Source organism: Legionella sp. PATHC035, from assembly GCF_026191115.1.
Taxonomy (GTDB): domain Bacteria; phylum Pseudomonadota; class Gammaproteobacteria; order Legionellales; family Legionellaceae; genus Legionella.
In genome coordinates, this window is sequence record NZ_JAPHOT010000001.1 from 326,335 (window position 1) to 352,076 (window position 25,742).

Here is a 25,742-nt window from a genome sequence, read left to right on the forward strand (position 1 = left end):
CTTTTTTTATGGAGACCAAAATATGAATTCGGTTTTTGATGTTGCAATCATTGGCGGCGGCATCAATGGCTGTGGTTGTGCTGCAGATGCGTCATTAAGAGGATTATCTGTAGTACTTTTGGAGCAAGATGATCTAGCCTCTAAAACCTCTTCAAGCAGCACAAAACTAATTCACGGTGGGTTTAGATATTTAGAAAATTATGAATTTGGTATGGTTAAAAAAGCAATCACCGAAAGACAACGGCTTCTTGATTTGGCGCCCCATTTAGTTCATCCCCAAGCCTTGGTTCTACCTTATGAAAAGCATATGCGACCCGCTTGGTTTTTGCGTTTAGGTCTTTTTATTTATGACCATTTAAGTAGCAAAAATCGTTTACCAAAATGTAAAACAATTTATAGAAAAAACAAAATTGAATATTTTGACCCTTTGATTCATCAATTAGATATGGGGTTCCTATTCTATGATGCGGTAACTGATGATGCTCGCTTAACCATTGTTAATGCAATCCAAGCAAAAAATCATGGAGCAAGCATACGACCCCACTCTACAGTGATTCATATTGAAGTTGTGAACAATTTATGGCAATTAACCGTTCAACCTAAAGTGGGTCCAAGCTATACCCTCTATGCCAGATCAGTAATTAATGCAGCTGGCCCGTGGGTTAAATCGGTGGAGAAACTCACCCAGATACCCGATCGACAAAAAATCAGTTTAATTAAGGGAAGCCACATTATTGTTCCTCAAATTTATGAGGGCAATCATGCCTATTTGTTACAACATCAAGACAATCGGGTTATTTTTGTTATTCCATACCACGGATTTAGCATGATAGGTACCACTGATATTCCCTTCGCTGGTAACCCAGGTAATGCGAGCATCAGTGATGAAGAAGTTCACTATTTAATTGATCTGGTTAATTCGTACCTTAAAAGCAAGATATCCGCACAAGATATTATTTATACTTGGAGTGGTGTCAGAGCCTTGCTCGCTGACGAAAACAAAGAAGCCAAATCTTTGAGCCGTGATTATTCATATGAAGTCCATCTCAAACCCGCACCCAGTGTCACCATTTATGGCGGGAAAATTACTACGTACCGGCAATTAGCAGAAGAGGTTATCAATCAACTCCTGCAAACATTTCCACGAATGGGACCTTCGATCACCGCATCAACCCCATTACCAGGAGCCTCTTTTGAACAAATGAATTTTGAGCAGTACGTTCATTATGCAAAAGAAAAATATAAATGGATGGATACAGGCTTATTTAATCGTTATTTGAATACTTATGGAAGTCGCATGGAATTATTCCTTTCCTCCTGTAATAGCAAAGAATCCTTAGGAAAAAAATATTGTACCTATCTCTATCAAGTAGAAGTAGACTATCTGATTTTAGAAGAATGGGCACAAAATTGTGATGATATACTCAAACGCCGCACAAAACTTGATCTAATCATTGATGAAACAGGCAAAAAAGAATTGGCAAATTACTTATCAAAGGTTACTTCTTATCCTTCTGCTGAAGCTCCTCTTTTATTGCACTGACATCAACAGCCACTGCTTGTTCGACCAATTCTTTAAGCGTTGAAGCTGGCATACTGCCAGCATTTGAATAAATCACAATTCCTTCCTTGAATACCATCAGATGAGGGATAGAGCGGATTTCAAAGAAATCCGACAATTGTTGTTCTGCTTCAATATTTACTTTTGCAAATTTTATACTTGGAAACTGCTCAGCCACTTGCTCATAAACCTTGGAAAATTGTTTACATGGTGCACACCAGTCTGCCCAAAAATCAATGAATACAATTTGATTTTCATTAATTAAAGATTCAAATTCAGAGCTGGTTATATTCAGGCTGGTCATATCTCTTCCTTAGCTTCAATTGAGTTAACAATTTTTTGGAACACATCATCCACATCTCCAGCTCCACTGATACTATGGAACTCAGGAGCACCATGGGTGCCACTCTCAGCCCAAGACTTATAGTAATGAACTAAAGGCGCTGTTTGATTACGATAAACTTCCAAACGTTTTCTTACCGTTTCTTCTTTGTCATCTTCACGTTGAATTAAAGTTTCGCCTGTTACATCATCTATTCCATCTCGTTTTGGCGGATGATTTTCGATATGATAAACACGACCAGATGGCTGATGGATACGTCTTCCACTGATACGCTTAATGATTTCTTCATCATCAACATCAATTTCAATAACATGGTCTAAATAAATTTCTGCTTGCTTCAAAGCATCTGCCTGTACAATTGTTCTAGGAAAACCATCAAATAGAAAACCATTGGCACAATCGCTCTTTTTTAAACGTTCTTTGACTAGCCCAATAATAATGTCATCGGAAACCAATCCTCCCGTTTCCATAATCTTTTTGGCACTGAGTCCCAAAGGAGTTCCTTGCGCAATAGCAGCACGCAGCATATCACCTGTGGAGATTTGCGGAATTTGATAACGTTCAATCAAACGCAAAGCCTGGGTTCCCTTTCCTGCACCCGGCCCACCCAAAAGCATTAATCGCATTAAAAACTCCTTAGTGATCTATATCAGTGTTAATTACTGAATATATTATTACTTATTAAACCATATAAATTCAAATTTACCCTAAGCATCTACGTCACAAATCCAGGAAAACATTAGCACCAATAGTTTAATTCTAATATTTTCTACACGAATTTAGCTGCATTGCATAAAGTTGTGAGCGCGCTTTCACTTTGCGAGCAACGGGTATTAACCATGATTTTTTCAAATAAGTTTTACGTTGATAACCACCTATACCTTCATGATAGGCCAAATAAAGTAAATACGCATCTGTTCGGGGTACCCTCGCTCTTTTATACGCTTCATTGGCGTACCATCCAATAAAATCCACACCATCAGCAAAATCATCCCGTGAAGCGAACCATCCACCACAACTTTGTTTGTAGTGATTCCAAGTTCCATGCAGTGCTTGGGTATATCCATAAGCTGATGAAGGTCTTTTCCAAGGAATAATACAAAAGAGCTTCTGACGAGGTGGTCGTGCTCGTGCGTTAAATTTCGATTCTTGATGGATGATTGCCATTTGTACTGGAATTGGAACTTTCCATCGGCGTTCCACATCCTTAGCATCTCGATACCATTGAGGATATTGCCTAAATATATTACAAAGATTATTAACATCCGCAGGAGGATGACTAACACACGCAGTAAGAATTAAAGCAAATATTAAAACAAAGAATGTTCGTAATTTCTTAAAAATGTGCAACAAAGCGTCCATGAGCAACCAAACCTGAAAAATGAACATTTTAACAAATTTGATAACTACAATCTACGCTTGAATTATAGTCATGATGAACTGCAGATATGCTGTTCCATAAATTAGCTGTTGCATGCATTCATTTAAATGAGCGAAAATGGAATGATTTTAGAGGCCGAAGTACCTCCTCGGTATCCCGAGTGCTACAGCGTGAAGATCCCTCGCTGCCCCCGAAATGACCGGACAAGAGGCCGAATTGTAAAACCTACTATTTCCTCACCCTACCCCGTGCTAAGATAGGGGTTTATTTACAGTAAAACAAAGCGAAACCGATGACCATTCTTGTATTTGATATAGAAACAATTCCTGATATTGAAACAGCCCGTAATTTATATGATTTACACGGTCTGTCTGATGAAGACACCGCAGAAGCAATGTTTGCATTGCGCCGCGCTAAAGTAGGTAACGATTTCTTACCGCATTATTTACAAAAAATTTGTGCTATTTCTTTGGTGATGAGTCATGGGTCACAAATAAAAGTATGGTCGTTAGGTGATGAAGCCTCTGATGAAAAGGAATTAATCACCCGTTTTTTTGCTGGAATCGACAAACATACGCCAACACTAGTGAGCTGGAATGGTAGCGGGTTTGATTTACCGGTTTTGCATTATCGTTCCATGTTGCATGGCATTAGCGCACCCACCTATTGGGAAACTGGAGAAAATCAACAAAATTTTCGTTGGAATAATTACTTAAGCCGTTTTCATTATCGACATCTTGATCTCATGGATGTGATTGCAGGATATCAAAATAAAGCGTTTGCTCCATTGGACGAAATATCCAGTATGCTGGGATTTCCTGGAAAAATGGGGATGAGTGGTTCCAAAGTGTGGGAACAGTATTTGTTAGGCCAAATAAAAAGTATTCGCGATTATTGTGAAACGGATGTGCTCAATACCTATTGTGTTTTTTTACGGTTTGAGCTCATGCGTGGCGTCCTCCAACAGGATGAATATCATCGTTTATTGGAGTTGCTAAAAACTTATTTAAGATCTGAGCAGGATAAAAAACATCTGCAAGAATTTTTAAGTCATATGTCATAAAATGAGTTGTCAGTTAAGTGTAGCGCACCCCTGTCTATCCGAACGCAGTGACGATCTCCATTGTAAGACCGTGATCCAAGAGCGCAGCCCATTCGTTGCGCTCGGGATGAGGGTAAGCGCTGTACGCAAACTACCATTAGATTGTAAAAGCCCTGTGACCATTAAACGAGGGCAGCAACTTATCCGCATGAATCATATCAAGTGCATTCCGAAAATCATCGCTCTGTAAATGTTCTAAAGTTTTTGCAAAGCGTTCTGTTCCTAGTTTTGCATACTCTTCCTCACTCACAGATTTCGCGTTATTTGCCAATTGGGTCCATGACCAAAGGGTTATCCACCATTCGACTACCGGTTTATAAGCAGTAAACCAGGCCAATATCGACTGTGTAAGTTCTTGATCTCCAAAGTATGCTTTTAAAAAAATTAATTCTTGCTCTTTGCTCAGTTTTGCTTCAATTGCAAAATAAACAAGATCCCACATAAAGTCGTTATTACCAGAATACTCCCAATCAATTTGATAAAACACTTCCTCCTTCTTTGGCCCAGAAAATGCCATCATATAATTTAAAGGTGTCGAATCATTATGACATGGACTCATCTCAACGTGATACGAAGAAAATAAGTTCTTCAATGCAATCATCTGTTCTACTATAAAGTCTGTATTCTCGGGAACAACAAAACTTTTATTTTTTAGCTGCTCCAATAACTGTTCGTTACGTTCGAAAACGGCTGTGTCATTGTCAAAACGTTCCGACGTATGCAGTGTTTTGGCCATCCTTGCTAGAGTATTCAATATGTCGATGCGCTCTAATGTTTCTTTGTTTAAATCATGAGCGTTTTCAATATACTCCATCAATTGTAATCCATCAGGATCAAAGTGTTTTATGGGTACATTAAGTCCCAAGACGGATGCTTTGCGCGCATTTTCTGCTTCGTGCTCACGAGATATTGAAAATGAGGACACCTCCCCAGGAATTCGTAATACCCATCGTTTGAATTGGCTACGCTCAACGAGCTTCGGATTGATTCCAGGGATTTTGGCAAGCAATTTAGGAATATTAGGACCAATTTGTACTCTGTACACTGTGTTGGTCATTCCACCAGATAGTAATTTTAATCTCAGCACATCCAACCCCACTTTTGAAAGCAGCGGTATGCGATGTATTGTTGGTAATAAATTCATATATTTCTGAGTTAACTCAACCATCTCTTTTCATGTATGGTTTACCAGAGATGCCTTGAACTGCGAAATAGGATCGAGTAGACTAAGAATGTAGATCATTAAATGTTCATTAATTCCAGGATTGCCATTATCTTTGCCAAAAAAATACCATTTCATAAAGATCGTTTCACAAATATTGAGCATCAAAAGAGTATATAAAATTTAGCCACAAAATTACAAGACAGAACATTTAAAGAAAAAATTAAACAACAAGGGCTCTTGCTATGACTGACCCCCTTATTCCTATAACAAAAAGACACGCTTTAATATTTACCTGTTTTTTTGTCATGTATGAGTTTTTAACTTATATAGCCAACGATATGATCATGCCGGGGATGATTCATGTGGTTCAGTCTTTTAATGCGCCTGAATCAGCGGTAGCAACTTCTTTAAGTGTTTATATTCTTGGAGGCGCAAGCTTGCAAGTTTTCTTAGGTCCTATATCCGATAGTTATGGACGCAGGCCCATGATGCTACTTGGTGCCTTTCTATTTTTTATTTTTACTTTATTTATTGCCAGCTCCAATTCAATGTATCAATTCCTAGTCGCACGTTTTTTTCAAGGTATGGGATTATGCTTTATTGGTGTCATAGGTTATGCGACCATTCAAGAGATATTTGAAGAATGGATGCCATTCGTTTAATCTCGATTATGGCAAACGTTGCAATTCTTGCGCCCCTATTAGGCCCCCTGATGGGAGCTATAGTGATTCATTACACTTCCTGGCGTTATATTTTCGTAACCATAGCCCTGGGGGCTCTTGTTGCATTATGGGGATTATGGAAATACATGCCTGAACCGATTGGCCAAACAAAAAAAAATGGAGAGCTAACACCAAAAACCAAGTTCTCAGCAAATAAGGTATTACGAAACTATAAGGATTTATTTACCAATAAGGCATTTGTGTTTGGAACCTTGGCCGCAGGTACCGTAGGTATCCCATGTATTGCTTGGATTGCTTTAGCCCCTATTATTTTAATTGCTGAGGCAAAACTTACGGTCATTCAATATGGCCTTTGGCAACTTCCTGTATTTGGTGCAACCATTTTGGGTAATTGGTTTTTACATCAATTAACTTACAAATACACAATTAAACAAATCATTTTTTGGGGCTGTATTCTTATGGTTATAGGGGCCATTTTAACTTCATTGCTTCCATACCTCTATGGTAATGCCTATTACCATTTGCTCCCTGGAACAATTATCTATTTTTTTGCGCTCAGTGTGATTAATGCGCCTCTAAACAGATACTGTCTTTTTGTAACGCCTGTAAGTAAAGGCACTGCGTCGGCTTTGGTTAGTTTATGTGTTATGGTCGTAGGTGCGATAGGAACAGAGTTAGCTAATTTTTTCTATAAATATCACAATAATCTGCATTTCGGACTTTATTGTAATGCAATTCAATTCCTATTTTTAATATTTATAGGTTTAACGTTCTTCCCTAGTCAACATGCAATTATGGAAGAAAATAAAGCAGACAGTGATAACAGCATCTAGTGGGCCGGCTCAATTGCGGGATAAGGACCCAGTTTTTAATCCTGGGTTTCCGTTTTCCTGTTGATCGCAATATATATCTTAAGAAATCCACAAATTTTTATCTAACATACAGTGAACTTCCTTTTCCCCGGTTTTATAGGGTGCCATGCGACAATCCATAGTAAGACTAAGTAAGGAGTAGGTATCAAGGCGAGTTAATTTTTTCTCAGCAGCAATTCGATTAAGCATCGTCAAAGAAGCTTTTTTCATTGCATTTTCAATATTATTATCCTTTGCATAAGTAACGTATTGAGTGGGCGTATCTGTGTTAGGCAATGGGAACGGAGTTTGTTTTTCAGACTGTTTTGGAACCATACAATAAACACCTTTTACTCCATTAACCACTTCTGAAATAGGACAATTCCAGGTTGCAAACATAATTTGCTCAGCTTGTTGGCGAGATACTTTACGTTGATCCATAATCAATTGAATCGTTTCTCCTTTAAGAATATCCAGAGCCTTATTCAAATCCGCATCATAACCTACTGCGATCCAAGCATCAGGCGTTTCGACACGTGGCCAGCTCAATGGGGTGTGTTTCAGCAAATCCACTGTAATATTAAACTCTTCATATGCGGTTTCAATTGCAGTGAGATTGATCTCGCCATTCCCCTGCCCTGCATGCGAATCACCTGTCCACAGGAGCCCCCCTTTGACGAATACCGGTAAGTACAATGTGGTGCCCTCTTTCATTTCACGTAAATCCATATTTCCACCAAAAGGGCCCGGTGGAATCGTGTCAAAATCTCCAGATTGTTCATGTGCTACGGCAATTAAGCCCGGAAATGGCGCAAGTGGAATGACAATTCCCGGCGCAAATTGCATCTGCATCTTTTTTACATCCAGATAAAAATACTTAATTTGTCCCTCGGGGAATTCTTCTGGGAATAATCCTTTTCCAGGAACATTATTATTCGATGCATAGCTTCGTGGCAGAATTTTATTAAAATGAATTTTGAGCACATCACCAGGTTCCGCGCCTTGGATATAGACGGGTCCTGTAATAGTATGGGGGCCTCTCCCAGGTACTGCATTATTCATACGGACAACTTCTTCAATAGGCGTACCAGGTACGACTTGGTTATCTGAAGCAGCCATAGTTTCTATAGAAATACTGTCACCTGGATTAATGGTTAAAACCGGGGGTTGATGATTATTGTATACACCCCATTGTGTCGTTGCAGGGGTTGCAGGAAGAATATAGGTTTTATGTGCTAAGTTGTCACGCTCTAGCGGAGCAGCCATAAGTTTTTGCTCAGGGAGTTTTTCAATATATGGAAAACATTTTTTTGTTTTTCCTACTGAATTGATTGAATTATCTTGAGCCAAAGCCGCACCAGTATTCAGTATATTGAAACAAACTGCGCCAACAAGTAAAAATAATTTATAGTCCACAGCCATAGTCCCGCTCCATGTCAGCCTTAATAGGTTATTGTTTTTTGAGATAACGTCCTTGTCTGCATCAGCAGTTTCCATTTAACGGTATCGAGTTAGGTATTCTTTGTCAATATCAAGCGATTGGGCTTGCTTTAGAAAAATATATAGTTAAAGATGTAGAGAAAGATTTGTATGTCTATGCTTTTGAAAGAAAAAAATCATGATCCGATTATTATTTTTTACCTTACTTATTCTCCTAACGGGTCTCCATAACCCGGTTACAGCACAGACATTAAAAAAACCACCTACAAAGCCAACGAAATCAGAACACCAACAAATTGCAAACAACTCCAGTATTAGTTCCAACCCTGCCGCAGTTAATGTAACTACCGGCTCTGGAGTACTCCAACGTTATTTAGAAAATAAGCTAGGTATTCAAAATAATCATGGAATTATGCTTCAAGGAGCCTGGATTGGTGACACCAACAGATTGTTCTCTGGTGGAATTCCTGATGCGGACCTAGTGACATCCAACAGTGTTCTTTTAGTCGATCTTACCGTGGATATGGGACAGTTTACCGGATGGGATGGTGGGTTGTTTAGTGCTCAATTTTTGCAACAAAATGCTCAGAATACCAATGCACAAGCGGGAATTATACAAGGATATAACTCATTACCTGATGTTTATCCTTTTAACCGTTCTGAACTTTATGCCCTTTGGTATCGCCAGGAACTTTTCGACAAAAAATTATTTGTCCGAATTGGAAAAACCATAACGACACTTGATTTTAATAACGTCATTAAGCCCGCTCCACTTAGTTCTGACGCACCGAACATTCCTGCAGTGACCAGTTTAATTTATACGCCTATTTTTATTAATCCTGAAGTAGATGGCATCATGCCCGGTTATACGAATACTGCATACGGCATTACTATGACTTTGGCCCCAATCCCTCAATGGTATCTGTCCTATGGGATATATGATGGCAACTTAGCCAGTGGCAAACAAACCGGCTTAACCGGACCGACATTTAATGGAAGGTATTTTCAGGTGAGTGAAATGGGTGGTGTTTGGGTTTTAGGAAAAAAGCATTTACCTGGGACTGCTGGACTAGGTGTATGGCACCAAACTGGCTTAATTCGACAACACAATCTTACTGAAATGGAAGCAACAGGCGCTTATCTATTTGGTTCGCAACGTTTATGGTACCGCCACCCTGGATATGATACCAGCGGGATTTCTGCGTTTTATCAATACGGAATCAATAACTCCAGTGTGCTCCCTATGAAACAATCTGTAGGGGCTGGCCTTACTTTATTTGGCCTTATTGCGCATCGTGACGGTGACTCATTAGGGGCTGGTTTTTCGCTTGCTTGGCTCAATCAGCGCATTACTGATCGCTCCTCTGAATTGATGTATCAAATTTATTATCAAGCAAAAATAATAAATAATATCTATCTTGAACCGGCACTTTCATACATCCCCACCCCAGGCCAGAATGCTAATTTACCCCCTGCATTCGCAGGAACATTAAGAGCTATTGTATTGGCATAAAAGCATCTTTAAAAATTAAAATTAGTGTTCATTTTGCCCTTCCTTATTTATCTTGGGAGCGTGGACTCAATGGATAGACTAATTGACTTGTATGGGAATATTTAACCTCCAGTATTGATTTAAGAACAGCTCAACATTTAATAGCTATTAAGAAAACACGTAACAAAAGACCTAGAAAATGCTAGGATTTAAAACTTCTAATAGGTTATTTTTGCCACAAGAAACTTATAGTGACTTACGAAGTCTGAGCTTGAATTGTGAATTTTTAAAACTATAGTCGTAATTTTTTGACTATTTTACTCACACTTGTATAATGCAAACGAAAATATTCCCCAATTTCTTCACAACTCAAGGCCTGCCCCCATTAACTTGTTTTTTATCAGAGTTTATTAAGTTAGAAATGTTGTGCTTTGGTTGTCAATTGGAAAAACGAACCCCTGTGATGTATAATTTTCACACAATACATGGGCAATAATTATTGGTGTCAATATGTATAGTTTAATTCGAGCAGAGAAAGTGGATATCAATCTCAGATCGCAACTGTTGAGCTATTTAAACAATGTTGGTTCTGACGTCAAACAAGTCATTATCACCATTGGATCAGGGCCAAATCCACGTGACTCCTATGCCCAAAATATGGTTTTTGATTCAGAAAACAAACACTTAATTATAAACATTGATACGCACTATCCAGGCGACCATCCCTGCGGCCTCCTTAAAGTCTCTACTGATCCGACAAAATCCAGCTTTACCACAAATATGGATAAGATTTTAGGATCTGAAAATGCTGTAATTTTATACAACGATGATCTTTATTATGTATCACCTAAGGATTCTCATATTTATAAGCTCAATACAAAGAATGCGAATCAAGATGACGCTAAGTTATTGAAATCAAAGTGCACCGATACCTATCACCTGGCAAATGATGATGAATTGGAATTAGTGATCCGTGTAACAGGCCGTCATCAACATGTGAAGACTGCTAGTGTTAATACTGACGATAAAAAATATTTAAGAATGAATTTTGATAGTTCGTTGGCTGCGATAATAAAAGATCCGATTACTGATTTGCTCCGAAACAATGTCATGTTGGTTATAGCTGATTTTCGCTCACCATTACTTACAAAAGATGTTCAAACCTTGGTAATGCCACTCTTGGATTATTATAGAAGCCCCAACAGCAATGAAGGCAATCTGATACTCATGCAAGGATATTTTGATTTTTATCCTTTGTTTTGGCCCACAAGAGAATATCTCGCCACAGCAAATTCGAAGGATACGAATGACTATGCCGAGGCGATGAATAAACTTCGTTGTAAAGCAGTGGGAAGCGAAGCTCTAGGTAATTATTTTGGTAAGGTTGAAGATCCGGTATGCTCAATGACGGTATTATTAGATGGCCATGATACTGGCATTCTTTTTTCTTATCCGGCTGTTGGAGAAATTAGCAAAGCAAAAGTAGCAGATAAACCAAAAGACCAGGATGAATCTGAACCAGTCTGCATAATATCTTAGAGGGCAATTGCCCTCTCAAATTCAACTCACTCTCTATTGAGCGGTTAGCAAGCAAAGAAAATGTGAGTTTCGTATAAGGTGATGCCTTGAATTGTCAATTTTTCATTAACAGTTAATTAAATTCACAATTCAAGGCCTGACCATTAATGTTCTTAACTTATTAAATTGAAAACTGTTGTCATCTACAGCATTTTTTGGATTAAAATCCCACCCATTAAGTTTATGCCTATAATTTAAACAGTAAAATATATCAAACTAGGGAGAGTTTATGTATACGTTTAAAGATGGTGACATTCATTCTTATAAAACTCAGGCACGAACAATTACATTAATCAAAGGAAATTCATCGGTACTGTATCCTTTTTACACGTCTACCGGCCAAAATAGCTATAGCAAGGAAACTTGGTTCCCCTGGATGGGCTATGTGGATTTTCCTGATGGAAATTCTACTAAAGGAGAGGTTTATATGGTAAAGCCCATGCCTTATAGTGTCTCTAAAGAGCCAACTGACATTATAAAGAAATATCTTATAGATAAAGCCTTTGAATCATGTCTTGAAGAGAGAACTGACAAAGGAATATCAGATCTAATCAAAAAAAAATATGACTCTAAAGTAGCTATTATGTTTGAAAATGGCATGGAGCTTGATGAAAAAATAATCGCTGACATAAAGGAATACTATCAAAATATGGCTAATTCATTTATTCGTAGGATGGGTAATGATGAAGCACTAGCAATTTCTTGTTCTTTGGGTGGTGGGGAGTGGGATAAATATCCTGAGATGCGTGAAGAAATAATGAAGGCAAATTCCACAGCGAAATTCGTTAAGCACATCGAAAAAGTAACCGAGACAGACAATCCAATTAGAGATATGTCTCCAATTGAAAAGGATGAATTAGTTGACTTTAAGGGCATCGCTTGTGAAGGTACAGTGAAGAGGTCGCAAGCGGAAATGGCAACACATTTGGAAAGCATAACGAAGCAAGAATCACAACGCTATGTTTCTAATTATTTTATACAAGAAAAAAGGACATTTCCTACAACTGAACAGGTAAATGACTTGGTTGAAGTAACCCATGCTCGAGAACTAAGAGATAAATATGTTGGTTGTGTCTCTGAGCTTATACAAAGGGAGCGGCAAAAAGAGGAAGCCAATCAGCAAAAGGGGGGTATGAAAAACATATAGGTAGATACAGGGTCAGGCCTTGAATTGTGAATTGTGAAAAGTTAATTAAATTCACAATTCAAGGCCTGTTCCATTGGTACGGTAATGAATTCTATAACATTCCAGCACGCCGAGTTTCATAATGTAATGACTCTGTTGCCTCTTCTATCTTTGGTTTAAGCTGGTTTAGATGTTCATTCTGCCAGGTTAATTCTTTGCCTTGCTCCCTTGCCAATTGATTTAAATCCTTGACAATTTCACCTAACTCTTCAAGCCCCTCATTGGTCTTATCTAAAAGCGCCTCATGTTTTTCATCCAGTAAAGTTCTATCAACTGGTTCATCATAGTGGGGTTTATGTTTGGGCTCATGATGTCTTGGCAGTCCCTGCTTAATAGATTGAGTCAGAGTTGAGTGTCTTGGTGGTTCATCTTTTGACTTGCGTCTGAAGGGGTGTTTAAAAAAATCAGGCATGGGAGGAAAAAAGCGAGATAAGCCATAAGTTTTTATGTTTAATATACTTTCTTCTGCCTGTTCAGCCTTTTTTGTATATTTTCTGTAATTTCCTCTATTCTTTGAATTTTTTTTGATTGCCCCTCTAAGGCCTCTACAGTATCTGCCCCTAGTTCTCGAGTTCTTCGTGCCATACGCGCGGCTCGCTCAACAGACGCCAGTGAATCTTCGATGACTTCATTGATTTCCTGAATCGTCTCCTGAGACGATGAATCTTCTTTCATTCTCATTGTTAAACCTTTTTATTGGAGCATATTTAAACTCTGATTACATTACAAGAGACAAATACTGGTAGGTAAAGCCTTGCCGTGATCTCACTTGATTTTTAACTGCCTTTACTAAGGCCAGAGTGATTGTAATTTATTCAGTCGAGCTTTAAATTTAAAGCTTCAATTATAAGTTAATTAAAATCATAATTCAAGGCCTGACCCCATTGACATGACACCATTAAGCATTGGTAACTTTTAAGAGGTTGACCTACGCTTGCTGCCATAGATTCTGTATAATACATCCCTATACTTATCCATCAGAGAATTACCTCTTGAATCACGAGAACCAAACACCCTATGCACAACTCGATCCCATTACCATTTTGGATGCCATTGAAAGCACGGGGGTTGTTTGCACGGGCAGCCTGGTCGCACTCAATAGCTATGAAAACCGCGTTTATCAAATAGGAATAGAAAATGACGAGCCTCTCATTGCTAAATTTTATAGACCGAATCGCTGGTGTTCAGCAGCTATTTTAGAGGAACATCAATTCGCACTTGAATTAGAAGAACATGAAATTCCCATTATTGCCCCCCTTATTATCAATGACCGAACCTTACACCATCATCATGATTTCAGATTCGCACTCTTTCCCAGGCGCAGCGGCCACGCACTCGAATTGGATAATAGTGAACACCTCGAATGGATGGGACGCTTTATAGGGCGCTTGCATAGAGTTAGTGCAAGCCAGTCATTTCACCATCGCATCCAATTAAATCCCCAAAGTTATGGCCATGATCCATACCAATTTCTCATGGAACAAAGTTTTATTCCTGACTACTTAACCTCAAATTTTTGCAAAACAGTGGAAACAGCATTAGAGAAAGTACATCAGATATTTAAGTCTACAGGCGATATTGATCAAATACGCTTGCACGGCGATTGCCATGCAGGAAATGTGTTATGGAGTAAATCAGGTCCCCATATCGTTGACTTAGACGATTGCCTCATGGGCCCTGCGATACAGGATATTTGGATGTTACTTTCAGGTGAACCCAAGCAAATGGATTTGCAACTGGAGAAGATTTTAGAGGGTTATTGTAAATTTCATGATTTTAACCCGCGTGAGCGCCATTTAATCGAGGCATTGCGTACACTACGCATGCTGCATTATTCAGGATGGATTGCAAAACGCTGGGCCGATCCCGCATTCCCTTTGAGTTTTCCATGGTTTAATACGCCTGTATATTGGCAAAATCTGCTGATAAATCTTAATGAACAGATTGAATTATTAGATCAATTTGAATGCTAGCTAATGGGACGGAGAAACCAATTTTCCAGACTTAATCCTGGTCTTGCTGAAAAATATTTTAATCAAAATTTGGCTTGATTTTAAGGGCAGTACCCACGCTTGCTACCATGATAATAAATGCATAATTACTATTCAGCATGGTAGTATTTTCCACTTAAAACGGTAATAATTAGTGAACGATGGTCTAAAATGAAAACGACTACCATGTTAACATCCGCCTCTATAAGTCCGTTTGATAATTTGCCGAATGAGATACTGCACTATTTGCTCCGTTTTACCAATCATCACGGCAGGTTAGTATGCAAACGCTTTCTGGAAGCTGACAGAGAATTAATCAAAAATGAAGCGCAAGATTTATTCAACGACTACCTAACAGCAAGAACGATACATTTGGACTCAGTAAATCCTCTAAAAGTAATACATCTCATCACTGTATTTGCGCTTGATGCATTGCCTCAAATCTCCGATCCACACGAAAAGGAAGCCAGTATCGGTATCTTATTATTACAATTGTATGAAGTGCTTTATTTCTATACCCGGCATAACCAACTTGAATTTACACTGCCACACGAACCCGACGTACTAGAGAGTTCTGTATTGGCAGCTTCCTATTTGATTACTTCTTATGATGAGAGTGATGCACTAAGAACTCCTATTTCAGAAAAAGACATTGATAGGATCAAAGACGATGTAGGTGATATGCTGGCTTTTCTTAGTGGCACAAACTCAGAAAAAGGCATCAAAACTTGTTATTTTAAAGAAATTGTTACGGGGATGATGCACGATTTCAAGGAAGGTATGCAACATGCTGTCGATAATAACTCTGGCAGTAATTTGCGCTTTTTTAGCTTTACCCCTACTAAAAGTAAACAACAGATGATTTTACGCTTAATTAATCAATGTGCTTCCTTGCTTGAAAACCAGCTATATACATCTCAACCAACTTGCATCCTGTTTTAATTCTGTCTTTTGAATGGAATAAAAAAGCAGTAAGCGTAGTCTGACTGCCCTTAATTTAAGTCATAATTTAGTGAGTTTATGTTTGAAATGATGCTCTAGAGTTACATCAATTGATGTTACAGTTTCTGTAATTATTTTTGTGCTTTGTTTTCCCTATATTTTGGATGCATAATTGAATCTAATTAACAGTTCCAATGTATACTCTTCAAATATAACTATCTTGCTCTAAAAAAAATTTAATGACCCCATTTTTAACAACTACACGATTAATTATTTGCGGACCCTCTCTGAATGATTTTGATAATCTCTACAGACTGCAATCAAATTCTCAAGTGATGCGTTTTATAGGTCATGGGCAACGTGATAAAGATGAAGTCATGGTTGGATTGGAGAAGGCCATTCATCACTTTCAAAAACATCAATTTAGCCTTGGCACTGTTTATATAAAAGATTCCGATGAGTTTATCGGTCGAGCTGGACTGATTTATTTCAATTATGATGACCAGCAATCAGAGGTTGAACTCGCTTATGCTTTATTACCTCAATACTGGGGCAAAGGGTATGCTACAGAAATCACTATCGCTCTAATTCAATTTGTTTTTCGAAAGCTTAATATGCAAAAACTAATCGCTGTAGTCCATCCAGAAAATGCTTCTTCCCAAAATGTATTAATCAAATGCGGAATGAGTTATGCAGGAACCATTAATTATTGGAATAAAGAAATTATGAAATTTGAAATAACCAATAAAATCCCAACCATCTAATTCATTCTCGCCTTCTTTGATACAAATTGACCACCTTATGGATTTAATATAAACTTTTTAACCACCAGATGTATTAGTCATCAATTCTGATTTAATAGGAACGTGTAATGTTCAATAAAATTGAAAGTGAAAAATATTCGACGCGCAGCAGTTGGGCTAAATCTTCAGAGGAAAAGCAAAAATTAATTTTGGAGTATCAAGACATTTATAAATCTAGTTTATCAGAAGGAACTGTATTTAGGATTGTGGGTCTTTCTATTTTAGAAACATTAGCCTTGCCTAGATGTAACCACCTTTGGGTCTTGCCTGTAGGCTACTATCATAGTGTCCCTCCGACGCTCACCCTTTTCTCACCTGAACGTTCAGAAATGCAAAATTATGGTGGCACTTCTCGTTTTGGCTCAGTGATTGTCTATGATGAAATAACAGGAGGAATGTGCTTTTTTCATTTTGGTAAAAATCCTGCATATCTATCTCATTCTAGTGCGGAGTATAATAATAACAAAGAGTTCTTTTTAGATACCCCTTCAGCAAAACTTTCCGTAGAGATATTAACTATATTAAACGAAAGTAATACCTTGGATAAAGTAGGGGGATCTGCCCTTTTTGCCAGTTTTAAAACACATGTTAAGGAAGAAATAATTCAACATGCAAAAAAGCTAACTGACCAGACCACAATTAATTTAGCCACCTTTACAAACTTAGGCCTGGAGTGTGATACTGTAAAAATTCTCAGTGGCGAGCATGAGGAAAATACGATTATCGGTATTATTCCTTTATTGCCAGAAGAGAAGCCACTTATTCTCTGTAGAGGGAACCCTATGTTCGGTCCCAGTACCCATTTTACTGAGGTCCCTGCTGTTTTAATGCAACCCTTCACTCAGTTAAGTACAGATAAATCTTCTGGTAGAGACAATGAAGTACTCCATGATTCTGGAGAGGGAGCATTCCAGAAAAACGCAAATACACCTCACTCTTCTTTGAGTATTTTTAGCCATTCTTCATCTCATGATGATGTCTCAACTTCTCTGGTCGATGCACTAGGAAAGGCTTCCAAAGGTTTTTAGAAATTTTAGCGGAGTATACCGCCGCTAAAATTAGTATTTTGAAACGAAGTGTTTAATAATCAATTTTCATTTTTATTCATTTAAAATGACAACTCGCCTAATGCAATATTTCTGGAGTAATAAGTTTTTTTTATATATTTTTTTTAAGTTATATTCTAATTGTAGCCGCTAAACTCGGAATAAATGCGCCACCATACTTGAAGAATCCTTTAAAGTTCACCTTTCAAAAGGTGAACTCTAGGGTGATTTAAAATTAATGTTTCTTATGTGCTGGATGTGACTCTTTTAACACGAAACTTGCAATGAGCAAACTTGCTAAAAAGCATATTGGCATCACCATTAAAGCGATTTGGTAACTTGAAATACTGTACACATGCACTCCATTAACCAAATGCCATAAGTTGGTATGCTGTAATATGTACCCTACTAAAGGCTGAAATAAGGCACCACCTAGCACTACGGAAAGATTATTGAAACCTGAGGCAGTACCAACAAGCTCTGGTGGATTATTTTCTTTAACTACAGCAAAACTTACCGTTTGCCCACCTGCGCCTAAACCTAATACGAACAGAATAAATGGGGTCCATCCATAAGATAATCCAGGCAAATACAATAAAACCAATGTCGCAAACAAACCTAAAATGGCACTGATAATGAGCGCGATGCGTCGACTTTGAATACGATCACTGAACCATCCTAATAAGGGGCTCCCCACACCGATTCCAATCCAAATCATACTGCATAGTCCCGAAGCGGCAACCACGCTTATCTGGAATTTTTCTTGTAAATACGGAACACCCCAAAGTGCTGCGAAGACAGCAATGGGTGCCCATATTGTGAACGCATACCCGCCTATTATCCAGGTATAACTGTGTTTGCACACCGCCATAAGTCTTTTCCATTCATCACGCAGGTAATGCTCAGGGACTGCTTGGCTTTTCTGATGTGGATAGTCTCGGATATACAACCAAAAGAATGCGGCCAGAATAAAGCCAATAATCGACAGAATAAAGCTTGCATTACGCCAGCCAACCCCCTGAATTAGATATGCCAGGGGCATTTCACCAAACATGGCACCCACTGAACTCATCAATTGGGCGATCCCAGCCAAAATGGCGAAATAATGAGGCGGAAACCAACGTGATAAAAGAACCAATACCCCAATAAAAGAAAATGCTGAGCCAATTCCAATTAAGAATCTTCCGATACATGCAGTGAACACACTGTCAGTTGAAGCAAAAAATGCAGACCCAAGAGCACACAGGATAATGGCAAAAGTCATTAATTTTCGGGGACCATAACGATCGAATAACACACCTGCGGGTATTTGAGTGGGTGCGTAGGCATAAAAATAAAATGCGGAGATAACCCCAAATCCTTGACCTGTAACCCCAAAGGTTTTCATCATCGACTCTGCCATGACGCTAGGGGCTACCTGTAGAATGAATTCATACAAATAAAATGATGCCGCGAGGAAAAAAATAAAATACGCCGTCACCAGACTTGTACTTACTCCCTGCGGTGTTTTTTCTATATAATTTGCGCTCAACTTAAGGCCACTCCGTTTGAAATTCCTCATTTAAGCTCATACAGATTTATTTTGTCAATATATTCTTAATACAGAAAAGCGAGTCAGATGAATTTTACTCAAAGGATTCGCTATTCTCTGTTCCTCGTCACCCCGCTTACAGCGAGGGATCTCAAGGGTTGTAGTACCGTGTGATGAGGAGAAATCGCTCACGATACTTGAGATGACGAGAACTTCACAACACAAACATCCAGGCTACATGATTCTAATTCTGTTTAGGATAAATCGCACCCAAAATTGCTGGTGTTCGAGATCCGGTAATCGTACTTAAATCCACGGGAACGTGATTTATTGTTTGTGCAGCCAGCCAAGCAAACATCATCGCTTCTAAATAATCAGGACTAATGCCCACCTCTGCTATGCTTTTCACTCGGGTTTCTGGTAATAATTGAGTAAGCCTATGCAAAAGGGCATGATTGTGGGTACCCCCACCACACAAGTACATTTGCTCCACTTGATTGGGTTCTTTCAAAATCGAATTCGCAATCGTTTGAGCGGTAAATGCAAGCAATGTTGTTTGAACATCGACTGCTTGATATTCATCCCTTAAATGTTTATTGAGCCATGATAAAGAAAAATATTCTTTACCTATGCTCTTTGGTGCTGACGAGGTAATGAAAGAATCTGCCATCAATGCTTCAAAAAGAGGGGCAATCACTTCTCCTTGTTGCGCCCATTCTCCACCAGCATCATAATCTTTTCCCTGCTTCGCCCTAATCCAAGCATCCATTAAGCAATTCCCAGGGCCAACATCCCAGCCTTTAGTTGGCTCATTTGCATGAATAAAGGTAATATTGCTTATACCACCTACATTCACTACTGCGATATGATTCGTTCTGCCACTAAATAACTGCTGATGATAAAGAGGTGCAAAAGGAGCTCCTTGCCCACCCAGTACCAAATCCCGAGTTCTAAAGTCAGCAACAACAGTAATACCAGTTAATGTTGAAATAGTATGAGCACATCCCAACTGTAAAGTATATGGAATAGAACAATTCGTATTATGGCACACGGTTTGACCATGACTTCCTATTGCACAAATATCCCTGGCTGATAGTTTTGCTTTTTGTAATAATTCATTTACTGAATTGGCAAAATCTCTTCCAATCAATGTATTGAGTTGACAAATAGAAGCCAAACTGAGGTCTGAACCATGGAGCATCATATCCATGCGTGCTTTTACTTCATCGCTGTACTTATTAGTGATCCCATAAACCAGTGTATTATTTGATACATCAACCAGCGCAGCATCAATACCATCCATACTTGTTCCAGACATCAAGCCTATGTACAAAGTCATTCTGTGATCCCCAATAGAAAAAATTAAAAGCATGTAACTGGGTACAACGCTTTGGCATTTCAATTAAATTAAAAAAACTTCCCTTACCCCCTGGGGAGAAGGTGTCCGAGATGGCGAATGGAGGTATTAATCGTACCTAATGCCCCTCACCCCTGCCCCTCTCCCGATAGCGGTAGAGGGCATTTCTTTCACTCATCTCTATCCGCCTATAATTTGAAACAAGTATAAAAGTTATTGGTAGTAATTTCAGCTATTTCAGCATAGGACATTCCACGAAGCTCAGCGATAGCTTCCGCCACATGTTTTACTAGTGCAGGATGATTTTGTTTTCCGCGATAAGGCACTGGAGCCAAATAAGGTGAGTCCGTTTCAATGAGTATTCGGTCCAAAGGTATTTTTCTTGCTACATCTTGAAGGGCTGTTGCATTTTTAAACGTCACTATTCCCGAAAATGAAATATAAAAATTCAAATCCATGGCTTGATGTGCTATATCCAAACTTTCAGCAAAACAATGCATAACACCGCCAATTTGTTGGGCATTTTCTTCTGCCATTAATGCGATAGTATCTTCTGCTGCTTGACGAGTATGAATAATCAATGGTTTTGAAGATTGTAACGCAGCATGTATGTGCGCTTTAAATCGACTACGTTGTATTTCTCTGGCTTCTTCAGTATGAGTTCGATAATAATCTAAACCTGTTTCACCTATTGCAACACATGCTGGATTCTTTGCTAAATCAAGCAACATCTTTGAGGTAACCGCAACATCCATTTCAGTATTTGGATGAACACCAACCGAAATACTAATATCAGAATATTCTGCAGCAAGCTTTTCTAATTGTGGATAATCTTTTAATTCAACGCAAACACATAAAAAATGCTGCACGCCATTTGCTTTTGCTTGCGCCAGAACATTCGCCATATCATGATTAAAATCAGCTAAATCAAGAAAATTCAAATGACAGTGTGAATCAACTAACATGGATGGCCTCTTAAAATGTTCGTTATCCCGACATAAGGACTAGAACGATCTAGCTCCCTATATTGAATGAAGCTAAATTGTATCTGTAAATTGCGAGGATTTTAACATGCCTGCTAAATAGGTCTCTATTTTATTGCATAAATAGCGGCTGTTTTCACTGATAAATTGTACTCCAATTCCTGGTACTTTATTTCCCTGCGCTCCTTGAGGAGTAATCCAGATTACTTTACCCTCAACAACATAGAACTCATCCTCGTCCATTAGCTTAATCAATAGCTTAACCTCTGAGCCAAATGGGTAGCTTGTTTTAGTGCGGATAAATAACCCGCCTCCTTTGACAAAAGGCATGTACGCTGCATAAAGATCTGACTCACTCAGAAACGAGCAATTGATTTGTTGTGTTGTATCCATCATAGATCTTCCTTAAATACTCTGGACTTCATAAAAATCAAAACATTACATATTTTGAGGCGCTTTAGATTCACTGTATGTTGTTAACAATAAATCTTCCAAGGCCAAAGTTTGATTTACATTCATATTATGGCTTAATTTTCGCTGTAATGTATTGATTCTATCAATTTGAGAAAAAATCATTATGGGATTCAATAAAGACATTAAACAACTCATCTGCGGTAGAATTGGACCAGTATCTGCGGGTGTAATAATTTGCATCATTTGTATTTGTGCATAAACCAAATACAGAAACCAAAGCAATGTCCCTAACTCAAATTGACTCCATTGAGCAGCAACACGGCTTGGATGCTCCTTTTGTTCAATTACTGCAATTAACCCATCTAAAATAAATTCTGATTGTTTCACAATCCTTGCTTGCTCAGACTCTTCTGGATAGTACTCAGCCAATTGCAAATAATTAGTCCGGAATAAATCCTCATATGAAGCAAAACGTATGATCTGACATCTGCTTAAGACTGTAGGTAATAAGGTACTTATTTGCTGAGCCAAAAGTAAAAATATGGTCTGTGGAGGAGGTTCTTCCAAAATTTTTAATAATGCATTAGCGGCAGCAAGGTTCATGCGATCAGCGGATTCAATAACGATTAAACGGTATTTAGTGCGTTGGGGAGTCAAATACGCATTATTTTGTAACTCTCTTATCTGATCGACTTTGATGGCCCCACCGCTTTTTTCTGGTTTAACCCATTCGACATCCGGGTGCTCGCTGCATGCAACCATGCGACAGTCAGAGCATACAAAACAAGGCTGATTCTCTTCTTTTTTACAGAAAATCAGCTGGTTTAATTTTTTTACAAAATCCATAAAGGCACAATCAAACGCGCCCACAAACAGCATAGCCTGAGCAATACGCTGATTTGTCCATGCCGATTGAATTTGATTCCATTGAGATTGATATTTTATTGTTTGATCCGATAACTCGTTAAAACTGCTCATTATTGATGCTCAATAAATACATTTATTGCATTTTCTATTGCCTGCTGCACCTCATGAAGAGGACTTCGAGCGTCGATAATTACCGCATGAGAGTCCATTTTTACATGATGTGTGTAACTTTCATGGACACGATGAAAGAAATCAATTGATTGTTGCTCAATCCTATCAAATTCTCCCCTTGATTTAACGCGCATCATTCCTTCTTCAGGGTTAATGTCCAAATATAAAGTCAGATCGGGTTTAAATCCCCTAAGTGCAAAAGAAGATAACCTGTGGATCATCTCTTGATCTAATCGTCGTCCGCCACCTTGGTAAGCCATCGTTGAAAGTTCGAATCGGTCAGCAATAACCCAAATTCCTTGCCGCAAGGCTGGTTTAATGACTTCCTCAAGAAGCTGAATTCGAGCAGTATAAAGCAATAACAATTCACTGCGATCATCTAAAACATCCCGATATTTGGGATTCTTAATTAGTTCACGCAAAATCTCACCTATTGCTGTACCACCAGGCTCTCGAGTCGTTAAGGTCTGAATGTCTCTTTTTGCCAAAAGTTCTGTAACAGTATTTATCGCGGTAGATTTACCAGCGCCTTCTAATCCTTCAATAACAATTAACTTCCCAGCTAAAGATGACATTAGAGATCCTTGCGTTTGTATTGATTAATTGCTTGTTTTTGCTGTTCGTACGTTTCGGAAAATTGGTGTGTTCCATCCCCTTTGGCCACAAAATACAGATAGTTGGAGAGTTGCGGATGAGCTGCAGCATCCAATGCTTCCTTACCGACCATAGCAATAGGTGTTGGCGGCAAGCCTCTATAATGGTAGGAGTTGTAGGGAGAGTCAATAAGCAAATCATTATGAGAAAGCTTTCCCTTGTAAGCAGCACCCAAGCCATAGATCACTGTAGGATCCATCTGCAATGGCATTTTTTTATTTAACCGATTCACCATCACGCCAGAAATTAACTTACGCTCTTGTGGAACAGCGGTTTCTTTTTCGATGATTGAGGCAGCAATAAGCAATTCGTAAGGGGTTGTATAAGGTAAATTAGGCGCTCTATTCGTCCAGCTCATGTTTAAATAGCTAATTAAATTACGATGGGCATGCTCTAATAAACTTTTACCACTACTTCCACCATGATACTGATAGGTATCCGCAAGCAACAACCCTTCTGCATTGGGATGGTCGTCTTGAATAGAGCGCCAGTCTTCGGGACTATAATTCAAATAGGCCGCTTTAGCCAAATCTTGGGAAATTTTTTGCTGTGTGGTACCCGCAATAACCGTGAAATTTTGGGTTAAGACATCCCCTGCTACGATTCGATGTACTAGTTGCATTGCCGTTTCACCCGGTTTAATTTGGTATACACCCGCTTTAAGCTGGGATGATAAACCAGAGAAACGAATCATCATTAGAAGGGCCGAATCTGAGTGGATTAGATTTTTCTCTTTGAGTATTTTTACAAATTGTGACGCTGAAGCAGTTCGGTCAAGGGTGATAATAACTGGCGCACCCTCTTTGGGAATAATGGGTCGGATAATCTGAATATAATTGCTAAAAAAGAAGAGAAAACAAGACATAAAAAACAGTATTACTATAAAAAATATCAGTTTTTTATGTCTTGAAAATGTCATTTAGACCCGCTTAAATAACAAGCTACCGTTTGTTCCACCAAAACCAAGTGAATTGCTAAGAACAAAATTGATCGCTCTTTTTTGAGGTGTATAAGGTACATAATTCAAATCACATCCTTCATCAGGATTATCTAAATTAATGGTTGGGGGAGCAATTTGATCCCTGAGTGCTAAAATACTAAATATTGCTTCAACAGCACCAGCAGCACCTAATAAATGACCTGTCATTGATTTTGTAGAACTCACTGCCAGATCATAAGCGTGTTGTTTGAAAACACGCTTAATGGCTTTTGTTTCATTCAAATCGTTAAGATAAGTCGATGTGCCGTGTGCATTAATGTAATCAACTTGTTCTGGATCAATTCCTGCATCATGTATGGCTGCTTCCATGGCACGAGCTGCACCATCCGCATCGTCATCAGGTGCAGTAATATGGAAAGCATCACCAGACATACCAAACCCAACAAGTTCGGCATAAATTTTTGCACCACGAGCCTTAGCGTGCTCATATTCCTCTAAAATCAGAATGCCTGCACCTTCTCCCATAACAAATCCATCTCTATCTTTGTCAAAAGGCCTTGATGCTTTCTCAGGCTCATCATTACGTTTAGATAGGGAACGCACAGCAGAGAATCCCGCTAAACACAGTGGGGTTAAGGTCATTTCAGCCCCACCACATACCATAACATCAGCATCGCCATAAGCAATCATTCGTCCCGCAAGTCCGATATTATGTGTACCGGTTGTGCATGCAGTAACGACTGAAATATTAGGTCCTTTCAGCTGATGTCTTATTGAAATCTGCCCAGCAACCATATTAATGATTCCTGCTGGAATAAAAAATGGAGAAACCTTTCGAGGCCCACCAGCCATCAATTTATCTTGATTGTTGGTAATTGTTTGGATGCCACCAATACCTGCCCCAACGGCAACACCAATACGATTGGCTAAATTAGCATCAATCTTCAAACCCGAATCCAGCATTGCTTCATCAGCTGCAGCAATGCCATATTGGGTGAATACATCCATTTTACGTGCATCTTTAAGCGGAACATAATTCTCAATATTAAAATTCTTAACTTTAGCCCATATCCGTGTGCTGTATTCATTGGCATCAAATTCATCTGCCAAAACAACACCACTTGCACCAGCTAATATATTTTGCCAAGTTTCTTCTACATTAAGCCCGACAGGGGTAATCATACCCATACCAGTAATTACTACACGCCGCTTATTCAATGAAGGCTCCTCGTAAAACAATTCCCATCTCTCTCCCACACAT

General features: G+C 38.7%; 23 protein-coding genes and 2 pseudogenes. 10 read left to right on the forward strand and 15 right to left on the reverse strand.

The features are described from left to right. Positions 1–22: 22 nt before the first annotated feature. A complete protein-coding gene (gene glpD, locus OQJ13_RS01435; protein WP_265708669.1) occupies positions 23–1,543 on the forward strand; it encodes a glycerol-3-phosphate dehydrogenase in 1,521 nt (506 codons plus the stop codon). Here the strand turns inward: glpD and OQJ13_RS01440 are convergent. The 3 genes from OQJ13_RS01440 to OQJ13_RS01450 all read right to left on the reverse strand — a co-directional run bounded on the left by OQJ13_RS01440 (position 1,500) and on the right by OQJ13_RS01450 (position 3,266). Continuing rightward, a complete protein-coding gene (locus tag OQJ13_RS01440) occupies positions 1,500–1,865 on the reverse strand; it encodes a thioredoxin family protein (RefSeq protein WP_265708671.1) in 366 nt (121 codons plus the stop codon). The genes glpD and OQJ13_RS01440 overlap by 44 nt on opposite strands. Continuing rightward, on the reverse strand, positions 1,862–2,530 hold the full coding sequence (gene adk / locus OQJ13_RS01445; protein ID WP_265708672.1) for an adenylate kinase: 669 nt from the start codon (positions 2,528–2,530) through the stop codon (positions 1,862–1,864). Before adk ends, OQJ13_RS01440 begins: the two co-directional genes overlap by 4 nt. Positions 2,531–2,663: 133 nt before the next feature. Next, a complete protein-coding gene (locus OQJ13_RS01450; RefSeq protein ID WP_265708674.1) occupies positions 2,664–3,266 on the reverse strand; it encodes a transglycosylase SLT domain-containing protein in 603 nt (200 codons plus the stop codon). Between the two features lie 311 nt (positions 3,267–3,577). Between OQJ13_RS01450 and OQJ13_RS01455 the strand changes: the two genes are divergently transcribed. After that, positions 3,578–4,348 (forward strand): 3'-5' exonuclease, encoded by a 771-nt coding sequence (locus OQJ13_RS01455; RefSeq protein WP_265708675.1) that lies wholly within the window; start codon positions 3,578–3,580, stop codon positions 4,346–4,348. A gap of 136 nt (positions 4,349–4,484) precedes the next feature. Here OQJ13_RS01455 and OQJ13_RS01460 read toward each other — a convergent pair. Continuing rightward, a pseudogene (locus OQJ13_RS01460) lies at positions 4,485–5,687 on the reverse strand (phosphotransferase). 107 nt (positions 5,688–5,794) lie between these two features. Here OQJ13_RS01460 and OQJ13_RS01470 point away from each other — a divergent pair. Next, positions 5,795–7,068: pseudogene (locus OQJ13_RS01470) on the forward strand (MFS transporter). Between the two features lie 78 nt (positions 7,069–7,146). On the opposite strand, the gene OQJ13_RS01475 reads toward OQJ13_RS01470, so the two are convergent. Further along, complete coding sequence (locus OQJ13_RS01475; RefSeq protein ID WP_265708679.1) at positions 7,147–8,508, reverse strand: acetamidase/formamidase family protein; 1,362 nt, start codon at positions 8,506–8,508, stop codon at positions 7,147–7,149. A gap of 196 nt (positions 8,509–8,704) precedes the next feature. Between OQJ13_RS01475 and OQJ13_RS01480 the strand changes: the two genes are divergently transcribed. From OQJ13_RS01480 to OQJ13_RS01490, 3 genes are all read left to right on the forward strand, one after another. Continuing rightward, on the forward strand, positions 8,705–10,039 hold the full coding sequence (locus OQJ13_RS01480) for a carbohydrate porin (RefSeq protein WP_265708680.1): 1,335 nt from the start codon (positions 8,705–8,707) through the stop codon (positions 10,037–10,039). Positions 10,040–10,528: 489 nt separating this feature from the next. Continuing rightward, on the forward strand, positions 10,529–11,557 hold the full coding sequence (locus tag OQJ13_RS01485; protein ID WP_265708681.1) for a hypothetical protein: 1,029 nt from the start codon (positions 10,529–10,531) through the stop codon (positions 11,555–11,557). A 268-nt stretch (positions 11,558–11,825) separates the two neighbouring features. After that, the gene (locus OQJ13_RS01490) at positions 11,826–12,743 is read left to right on the forward strand and encodes a hypothetical protein (protein WP_265708682.1); all 918 of its coding nucleotides are present in this window, start codon (positions 11,826–11,828) and stop codon (positions 12,741–12,743) included. 91 nt (positions 12,744–12,834) lie between these two features. On the opposite strand, the gene OQJ13_RS01495 is transcribed toward OQJ13_RS01490, so the two are convergent. After that, on the reverse strand, positions 12,835–13,194 hold the full coding sequence (locus tag OQJ13_RS01495) for a hypothetical protein (protein ID WP_265708683.1): 360 nt from the start codon (positions 13,192–13,194) through the stop codon (positions 12,835–12,837). Between the two features lie 38 nt (positions 13,195–13,232). Next, positions 13,233–13,463, reverse strand: a complete 231-nt coding sequence (locus tag OQJ13_RS01500; RefSeq protein WP_265708686.1) for a hypothetical protein — start codon at positions 13,461–13,463, stop codon at positions 13,233–13,235. Positions 13,464–13,774: 311 nt separating this feature from the next. Between OQJ13_RS01500 and OQJ13_RS01505 the strand changes: the two genes are divergently transcribed. The 4 genes from OQJ13_RS01505 (at position 13,775) to OQJ13_RS01520 (ending at position 17,546) form a co-directional block, all read left to right on the forward strand. Then, positions 13,775–14,755 carry a serine/threonine protein kinase gene (locus OQJ13_RS01505; protein WP_265708687.1) on the forward strand — a complete coding sequence of 327 codons (981 nt, stop codon included), beginning with the start codon at positions 13,775–13,777 and terminating at the stop codon, positions 14,753–14,755. 189 nt (positions 14,756–14,944) lie between these two features. Beyond that, entirely contained in the window at positions 14,945–15,715 is a 771-nt protein-coding gene (locus OQJ13_RS01510) for a hypothetical protein (RefSeq protein ID WP_265708689.1), read from the forward strand. A gap of 239 nt (positions 15,716–15,954) precedes the next feature. Continuing rightward, a complete protein-coding gene (locus tag OQJ13_RS01515) occupies positions 15,955–16,479 on the forward strand; it encodes a GNAT family N-acetyltransferase (protein WP_265708690.1) in 525 nt (174 codons plus the stop codon). 107 nt (positions 16,480–16,586) lie between these two features. Beyond that, a complete protein-coding gene (locus OQJ13_RS01520; protein WP_265708691.1) occupies positions 16,587–17,546 on the forward strand; it encodes a hypothetical protein in 960 nt (319 codons plus the stop codon). Positions 17,547–17,799: 253 nt separating this feature from the next. On the opposite strand, the gene OQJ13_RS01525 is transcribed toward OQJ13_RS01520, so the two are convergent. From OQJ13_RS01525 to fabF, 8 genes are all read right to left on the reverse strand, one after another. Further along, complete coding sequence (locus OQJ13_RS01525; protein ID WP_265708692.1) at positions 17,800–19,125, reverse strand: MFS transporter; 1,326 nt, start codon at positions 19,123–19,125, stop codon at positions 17,800–17,802. A 214-nt stretch (positions 19,126–19,339) separates the two neighbouring features. Next, on the reverse strand, positions 19,340–20,434 hold the full coding sequence (locus tag OQJ13_RS01530) for an anhydro-N-acetylmuramic acid kinase (RefSeq protein ID WP_265708694.1): 1,095 nt from the start codon (positions 20,432–20,434) through the stop codon (positions 19,340–19,342). Positions 20,435–20,640: 206 nt separating this feature from the next. Further along, entirely contained in the window at positions 20,641–21,417 is a 777-nt protein-coding gene (locus OQJ13_RS01535) for a TatD family hydrolase (protein WP_265708695.1), read from the reverse strand. A gap of 72 nt (positions 21,418–21,489) precedes the next feature. Then, the gene (locus tag OQJ13_RS01540; protein WP_265711868.1) at positions 21,490–21,828 is read right to left on the reverse strand and encodes a PilZ domain-containing protein; all 339 of its coding nucleotides are present in this window, start codon (positions 21,826–21,828) and stop codon (positions 21,490–21,492) included. A gap of 45 nt (positions 21,829–21,873) precedes the next feature. Continuing rightward, positions 21,874–22,827 (reverse strand): DNA polymerase III subunit, encoded by a 954-nt coding sequence (locus tag OQJ13_RS01545; protein WP_265708697.1) that lies wholly within the window; start codon positions 22,825–22,827, stop codon positions 21,874–21,876. Continuing rightward, entirely contained in the window at positions 22,827–23,462 is a 636-nt protein-coding gene (gene tmk / locus OQJ13_RS01550) for a dTMP kinase (protein WP_265708698.1), read from the reverse strand. Before tmk ends, OQJ13_RS01545 begins: the two co-directional genes overlap by 1 nt. Beyond that, entirely contained in the window at positions 23,462–24,460 is a 999-nt protein-coding gene (mltG, locus tag OQJ13_RS01555; protein WP_265708699.1) for an endolytic transglycosylase MltG, read from the reverse strand. The genes tmk and mltG overlap by 1 nt, the downstream gene beginning before the upstream one ends. After that, positions 24,461–25,699 (reverse strand): beta-ketoacyl-ACP synthase II, encoded by a 1,239-nt coding sequence (gene fabF / locus OQJ13_RS01560; RefSeq protein ID WP_265708700.1) that lies wholly within the window; start codon positions 25,697–25,699, stop codon positions 24,461–24,463. Positions 25,700–25,742: the final 43 nt, after the last annotated feature.